Source organism: Brumicola pallidula DSM 14239 = ACAM 615, from assembly GCF_000428905.1.
GTDB classification, from domain to species: domain Bacteria; phylum Pseudomonadota; class Gammaproteobacteria; order Enterobacterales; family Alteromonadaceae; genus Glaciecola; species Glaciecola pallidula.
Genome location: NZ_AUAV01000026.1, coordinates 44,109 through 51,106 on the forward strand (window position 1 = coordinate 44,109; position 6,998 = coordinate 51,106).

General features: G+C 42.0%; 7 protein-coding genes. 5 read left to right on the forward strand and 2 right to left on the reverse strand.

The window, feature by feature from the left end:
• The 4 genes from G399_RS0110555 to G399_RS0110570 all read left to right on the forward strand — a co-directional run bounded on the left by G399_RS0110555 (window position 1) and on the right by G399_RS0110570 (window position 3,159).
• Window positions 1–1,005 carry an NADP-dependent oxidoreductase gene (locus tag G399_RS0110555; protein WP_006008362.1) on the forward strand — a complete coding sequence of 335 codons (1,005 nt, stop codon included), beginning with the start codon at window positions 1–3 and terminating at the stop codon, window positions 1,003–1,005.
• The gene (locus G399_RS0110560) at window positions 1,005–1,772 is read left to right on the forward strand and encodes an SDR family NAD(P)-dependent oxidoreductase (protein WP_006008364.1); all 768 of its coding nucleotides are present in this window, start codon (window positions 1,005–1,007) and stop codon (window positions 1,770–1,772) included. The genes G399_RS0110555 and G399_RS0110560 overlap by 1 nt, the downstream gene beginning before the upstream one ends.
• A 182-nt stretch (window positions 1,773–1,954) precedes the next feature.
• Window positions 1,955–2,716, forward strand: coding sequence for an SDR family oxidoreductase (locus G399_RS0110565; RefSeq protein ID WP_006008365.1), 762 nt, complete (start codon window positions 1,955–1,957; stop codon window positions 2,714–2,716).
• Window positions 2,716–3,159, forward strand: a complete 444-nt coding sequence (locus G399_RS0110570; protein ID WP_006008367.1) for a YaiI/YqxD family protein — start codon at window positions 2,716–2,718, stop codon at window positions 3,157–3,159. The genes G399_RS0110565 and G399_RS0110570 overlap by 1 nt, the downstream gene beginning before the upstream one ends.
• 108 nt (window positions 3,160–3,267) lie before the next feature.
• Here the strand turns inward: G399_RS0110570 and G399_RS0110575 are convergent, their stop codons facing one another.
• The gene (locus G399_RS0110575; RefSeq protein WP_006008368.1) at window positions 3,268–4,458 is read right to left on the reverse strand and encodes an amino acid aminotransferase; all 1,191 of its coding nucleotides are present in this window, start codon (window positions 4,456–4,458) and stop codon (window positions 3,268–3,270) included.
• An 82-nt stretch (window positions 4,459–4,540) separates the two neighbouring features.
• Window positions 4,541–5,317, reverse strand: coding sequence for an NRDE family protein (locus tag G399_RS0110580; protein ID WP_006008370.1), 777 nt, complete (start codon window positions 5,315–5,317; stop codon window positions 4,541–4,543).
• Between the two features lie 160 nt (window positions 5,318–5,477).
• Here G399_RS0110580 and G399_RS0110585 point away from each other — a divergent pair, with 160 nt between their 5' ends.
• Entirely contained in the window at window positions 5,478–6,734 is a 1,257-nt protein-coding gene (locus G399_RS0110585) for a cystathionine gamma-synthase family protein (RefSeq protein ID WP_006008372.1), read from the forward strand.
• The last annotated feature ends 264 nt before the right edge of the window (window positions 6,735–6,998 follow it).

Here is a 6,998-nt window from a genome sequence, read left to right on the forward strand (position 1 = left end):
ATGAAAAACAAACAATGGCAACTTGCTAAAAGACCTTTTGGAGAAGCTACAAGTGATACTTGGCTGTATGCTGAAACTGATGTTCCTGAATTAAAAGACGGTGAGTTGTTGATTAAAATTCAGTACATTTCTTTAGACCCTGCAATGCGCGGTTGGTTGAATGATGCAAAATCTTATATTGAACCGGTACAAATTGGTGCCGTGATGCGCGCTGGTACGGTGGGCAAAGTGGTTGCCAGCAAAAATGAAAATTTTGCAGAAGGTGACTATGTTTGTGGTCATCAAGGCGTTCAAGAATATGCTGTAACTGATGGTAAAATGTTGCATAAGGTTGACCCCAAACTAGCGCCGCTTTCATATTATTTAGGTGTGCTAGGCATGCCAGGTATGACTGGTTATTTTGGATTGCTTAAAACAGGTGAACCGAAAGCGGGTGAAACGATTGTTGTTAGCGGTGCAGCAGGTGCGGTCGGCGGTCTTGTTGGACAAATCGCTAAGATTAAAGGCTGTCGGGTCGTCGGTATTGCTGGGGGAGCTGCAAAATGTCAGTTCTTAATTAATGAATTAGGCTTTGATGCTGCGATCGACTATAAATCTCAAAATGTGAAAAAAGCATTAAAAGATGCGTGTCCAAAGGGTGTTGATGTTTATTTTGACAATGTTGGTGGCGATATTTTAGATGCCGTCTTAACCCAAATTAATATGAAAGCACGGATTGTAATTTGTGGTGCAATAAGTCAATACAATAATACAACACCAGTGAAAGGCCCTTCCAATTATTTATCGTTGTTGGTTAATCGCGCTAAAATGGAAGGCATTGTGGTGTTTGATAATATTGCTGAGTACCCAATTGCAATGAAAGATATTGCTGGCTGGATCCATTCTGGCGAAATAAAAGTGAAAGATCACGTGGTTGTCGGAATAGAGAAATTTCCTGACACATTAATGATGTTATTTAAAGGTGAAAACCTCGGTAAGTTAGTACTCAAAGTAGGTGACGAATAATGCAGCCCGCAGCAAACGTAGAGAATAAACGTATTTTGATTACAGGCGGCGCGTCAGGTATTGGCGCTGAGGTTGCGTTGCTTTTAGCGAGCCGAGGAGCCAAAGTCATCATTGCCGATTTGTCCGATGACAACGGCTTGAAAATTGTGGAACAAGCAAAAACTCAAGGTAATGATATTCACTTTGCAAAAGTGGATGTGGCCAGCGGCGATTCAGTTAGGGCATTGTTTACTCAAGCAATGCAAACATTGGGCGGTCTTGATGTGGTTATTAATAATGCGGGAATTGATCACACTCCAGCGCCTATGCATGAATTATCTGATGACGACTTCGACCGCAATATTGCGGTTAACTTGAAGGGTGTTTGGCATTGTATGCGTGCTGCTATAGCTTGCTTTGCACCGAATGGAGGAGGTCATGTTATTAATGTTGCATCAGTTGCTGGTTTGCGTTCATCTCCAATGATATCCGCTTATTCGGCGTCAAAACACGGGGTCATTGGGCTAACCAAATCAGCAGCGGTTGAATATGCGCGTGCAAATATTCGTTTCAATGCTGTGTGCCCCAGTTTTGTAGACACGCCGATGGTGCAAAATACCTTGGCTAAACTAGATGAGCGTGGTCAAAACGCAATAGTTAAAGCTAACCCAATGAAGCGATTAGGTAAACCTGAGGAAATTGCCGGAGCTATGGCGTGGTTGTGCAGCGATGAAAGTAGCTTCATGACGGGGCAAACATTGGTACTCGACGGTGGTATGTTAGCCTGAATAGTTTTTTATCTCTGGTTGGGGGACCAACCTAAGGTGCGTTAGTCGCTAAACCACTGACGGCCATTAATCATATTTTTGGTATGCGTTTATGCCTTTTATGGGAATGTTATATTTACATTAGTTACCTCACAGAGGCGCTAGGATTTTAGCCACAAAGAAAAATAACTCAAGGACAAAATATGCAAGATTTATTTGATTTAACAGGAAAAGTTGCGGTCATTACTGGCGCTAGTCGCGGTATTGGCGAGTCTATTGCTCGATTATTGGCTGCTAAAGGTGCGCACGTTATTGTTTCTAGTCGTAAAATTGATGGTTGTGAAGCCGTGGCTTCAAGTATCAGGGAAAACGGCGGAAAGGCATCTGCTTTTGCATGTCATGTAGGTGAAATGGAGCAAATTTCAAGCTTGTTCGAGCATGTCAAAAGCGAGTTCGGCAAAATTGATATTTTAGTCAACAACGCCGCTGCAAATCCTTATTTTGGGCACATTCTTGATACTGATATAGCGGCGTTTCAAAAGACCGTTGACGTTAATATTCGTGGTTATTTCTTTATGTCGGTAGAAGCGGGCAAGATGATGCGCGAGCAGGGCGGTGGTGTTATTTTAAATACTGCCTCTGTTAATGGCGTTACGCCAGGCGACATGCAGGGAATTTATTCGATTACTAAGGCCGCTGTTATCAGTATGACTAAGTCTTTTGCAAAAGAATGCGGCAAGTTAAATATTCGCGTTAATGCGCTACTACCCGGTTTAACTGATACTAAGTTTGCCTCTGCGTTAACCACTAATGATTCTATTTTAAAGCATGCCCTCAAAGTGATCCCATTAGGTCGTGTTGCCCATCCTGATGAAATGGCAGGTACTGTATTATATTTGGTCTCTGATGCATCCAGCTATACTACAGGCGCATGTATTAATGTAGACGGTGGGATGCTGGCTTAATGCAAATATGGGTTGATGCGGACGCATGTCCCGGCGTTATTCGAGAGGTGCTAATAAAGGCCTCTCAACGCACTCTGGTAGCACTTACGTTTGTGGCAAATCAGCGCATTTCGGTGCCGCACAACCAACATATTACGTCTTTACAAGTTAGCGCTGGATTTGATGTGGCTGACGATGAAATTGTTAAACGTTGCAATGCCAACGATCTAGTGATTACTGACGATATTCCATTAGCAGCTGAGATCCTTGCGAAAGACGGCTTGGCGGTCAATTTTCGTGGCGAAGCTTATGATAAAGCGACAATCAAAGCGACGCTGACCATGCGCGATTTTATGGACCAAATTCGAGCAAGTGGTGAACGCACTGGTGGTCCAAAATCATTTTCTGCGAGAGACAAAATGAACTTTGCCAATCAAATAGATCGAATCTTGGCCACACGTTAAAATAAACTCCGTAACTAAAAAACCGGTCAAGTTAAAAATAAGACCGGTTCTGTATCTACTACTTTGGGTTTAGTGCGTTCAAACTAAATCCAAATCACCTTCAATAAATTAGAGTACACCAGAAATAGCAGCGGCTAATACTTCAACGTTTTTAGTATTGATACCTGCAATATTGACTCGGCTAGAGTCAACAAAGTAAATACTGTTCTGACTGCGTAGCTTTTGTACTTGCTCTGGCCCAATACAAAGGAAGGAAAACATCCCTTTTTGTTGGTTAATAAAACTAAAGTCTTTGGATGCATTCTGCGCTGTTAAGTTATCAACAAGTAGCTTACGAAGCTGGATCATGCGTTCACGCATTTCAGTGACTTCGCTTTGCCACAATGCACTTAAGCTTTTATTGGCTAATATAATATCGACCAAAGCGCCGCCGTATGCTGGCGGCATTGAGTAAATACCGCGAGCAACATATTGAATTTGAGACTGCACAATGTCACGGTTAGCCGAATTATGAGTAATCAATGCAGCTAATCCAACCCGTTCACGATATAAACCAAAATTTTTGCTACAAGAGGCTGCAATGATCGTTTCAGGCACTGACTCAGCCATTAAACGAAGACCATAGACATCTGCTTCTAAACCTTCACCAAAACCTTGATAAGCCAAATCAATAAACGGTAGGAAGCCAACTTCGTTGGCTAACTTAGCCAGTGCTTGCCATTGTTCTCTGGTTAAGTCAGCACCTGTTGGATTATGGCAACATCCATGCAATAACACGACATCACCTTTTTTAACCAATGCTAAACAGCTCATCATTTCGTCAAATTTAATGCTAGCAGTGGTTTTATCAAAATAAGGGTAAGTGACTATTTCAAGACCGGCATCGCCAATTAGTGGAATATGGTTAGCCCATGTTGGGTCACTGACCCATACTTTAGTGTCCGCATTACAACGCTTAAGCAACTCCGCTAATATGCGCAATGCACCACAACCACCGGGTGCTTGGACTGCAGCAACACGGTTTGCGAGTAAAACGGGACTGGCTGTGCCTAAAATTAACTCAAGCATGCCATCAATAAAACCTTGAACACCTTGGGGCGTGATGTATACCTTTGAGGTTTCTGTTTCCATTAACTGCTTTTGTGCTTCAACAACAGCCTTGAGAATTGGTGTATTGCCTTGTTCGTCTTTGTAAACACCAACACCAAGATCAATCTTTGCTGGGTTGTTGTCCTTTTTGAAGGCGGTGGATAAACCTAGAATAGGGTCGGGCGCTAGAGCAGGCAAATGTTCAAACACGATTTTTCCTTAAAGATGAATTAAATGTGGCTTTTTTATAGAATCGGTATTATGCCAGTTTTATGCTAATTTTCGAGATAAATTACTCTTTCTTGATATCAAACTCAAAATGTTGAACCGAGGTTTGCTCTGCTTGGGCATTAAACGAACGTTCTTCCCAAACCACATGCTGATCGTGATCAACTAATAACACGGTTGATGAACGCGTACCATATTCAGGGCTTTGAATAAATATTGATGATAAACGTCGTTCCCACTCAATAGGAACGCCTGTTTTAGGCAGAGCACTATCATCGGCAAGTTTGTCATTATGAAGTAATTCAAAAAGGTGCTCAGTGTCCAACACATCTGCATGTTGGCAATATTTTGCAAGTGCATCTCGCCCTGTTGATATCTTTGGCCACGGACTGTTAAGTGACGCGTTTGAAAGCCCATAAACGCCGTCATCTAAAGCTACGCAGGTATCTTCAAAGTTATTATAAACGTAAAGCTGCGCCAATGTACCAAACAATAAGTTATAACCGTTGTATCGTGCTCTCGAATCTGTAAGTGTTTGCGCATACTTCTTTTGTTGTTTACTTGAACCCAATAAGAAATTCAATACCAATTCGCCGCGTGTAATAGCATTTTCTACGTCTTTATTAAGCGCTCTAATATTGGTTAGTGCAGACACGCTACCATTTTTGTTAATCCCCATCCATGTCCCACCGGCTTCATTGTCTTTACCTGCCAATATATCTTTATGATGTTCCCAAAACGCTGAATTAGTTGTCGATCGATGATGAAATTCATCACGATTGGCCGCAATAATAAGGGGGAATTTGGGATGCTGATTAACTGCAATAAACAAAATACACATATTTGAAGTACGAACCTTTACTTATCATGCGTCGTGAAACGCTAGTACGAATAATGAACAAGGAAATAATGTAACCAGTTTTGTTCTAACAAGGTGCGCTAGAACGAGCGGCTAACTATGGTATTATCTTGATAACAAGTCAATACGAGATACATTTTCAGTGAAGAAATTAGCCCTTGATAGCAAATTAGTACATGCAGACCGAAAGATAAACAAACCTCAGTTTGGCGCTGTTCATGAAGCGACCAATAATTCAGTGTTATTCGAATTTGAAGATGTACAGGACCTCGTCGATGTGTTTCAAGGTAAAAAAGCAGGGCATGTTTATTCACGTTCAAGCAGCTCCTCAGCTGTTTCATTGCAAAATGTACTCAACGAGTTAGATGGTGGCGTCGGTGCCGTTGTTTTTGCAACAGGTATGGCGGCTATTAGTGCCACCTTTTTGTCGCTATTGAGATGTGGCGATCACATTGTTGTAAGCCAATATCTTTTTGGTAATACGCGCAGCTTCATGGCGACTATCGAAGGCTTCGGGATTAGTGTTAGCTATGTTGATGTAACCGACATTAACAAGGTTCAGGAAGCTTGCAAAGCCAACACAAAAATGATCTTTTGTGAAACTATAGCCAACCCAGTAACACAAGTTTCTGATTTACAGGGAATAGGCGATTGGTGCGAGTCACACAACATTCTATTTGCACTGGATAATACAATGACGCCCAGCGTCTTGTTAGATGCAAAAGCCATTAAAGCATCCTTGTTATTAACCTCGCTTACTAAATACATCGGTGGACATGGCAATGTGTTGGGTGGTGTTTTAGTTGATACAGGTCTGTTTAATTGGGCGAAGTACGACAATATTGATAGTAATTATAGGGTTGAAGACGAACAACAATGGGGGCTTACGCAAATTAAAAAACGGGGCTTGCGTGATATGGGGGCAACATTGGCGCCGCAGTCAGCGCACTTAGTGTCTATTGGTTTAGAAACGTTGACTATGCGCTTGAGAAAAATCTGTGCCAATGCCCAAGCGTTAGCGAAATACTTGTCGACGCATAAAGGTGTTGACGCTGTTTATTACCCTGGTTTACAACGGCATCCTCAGCACGTTAGAGCAAAGGAGCTTTTTAAACGCGGTTTTGGCGGCGTATTGTCGGTCGAGTTAAGCGCTGAAATCGAGCCTCATGCATTTTTGAACGCATTGTCTTTAGTCATATCGGCCACTCATTTGGGCGATACTCGCACCTTAGCTTTACCGGCTGCCTCTACTATTTTCTTTGAAAACGGTGCACAAGAGAGAAAAAAAATGGGTATTTCAGACGCTTTGATTAGAATTTCTGTGGGTATTGAGGATATCGAAGATATTTTGGCTGACTTTGATCAAGCCTTTGCTTTACTGCTTATCGATAGGGTGTGAGTTAGACAATTAGCATATTTAAAATTAAATTAAAAATTTTCTGAACTAATCTGCAAATCACATGACTAATTAATACTAGTCGGTGACGTGTAGTTGTTGTTTGATTAGTTATGTGTTCCTAGTTGAGTGTGTTTAGCCCCATCTGTATAAGATGGGGCTTTTTTTTTGCCCAGCGAAGCTGGCAAACCCGTCAGGTTGAAAGAAACCTGAGTCACCCTGATTAAGGGGAAGACAATCCGAATGGCAAGTGCGTCACTGGCTAAC

What these genes read in the sequence shown, in the direction of transcription:
- G399_RS0110555 (WP_006008362.1), top strand. Translation starts at nt 1, where the DNA reads ATGAAAAACAAACAATGGCAACTTGCTAAAAGACCTTTTGGAGAAGCT.
- G399_RS0110560 (WP_006008364.1), top strand. Translation starts at nt 1,005, where the DNA reads ATGCAGCCCGCAGCAAACGTAGAGAATAAACGTATTTTGATTACAGGC.
- G399_RS0110565 (WP_006008365.1), top strand. Translation starts at nt 1,955, where the DNA reads ATGCAAGATTTATTTGATTTAACAGGAAAAGTTGCGGTCATTACTGGC.
- G399_RS0110570 (WP_006008367.1), top strand. Translation starts at nt 2,716, where the DNA reads ATGCAAATATGGGTTGATGCGGACGCATGTCCCGGCGTTATTCGAGAG.
- G399_RS0110580 (WP_006008370.1), bottom strand. Translation starts at nt 5,317, where the DNA reads ATGTGTATTTTGTTTATTGCAGTTAATCAGCATCCCAAATTCCCCCTT.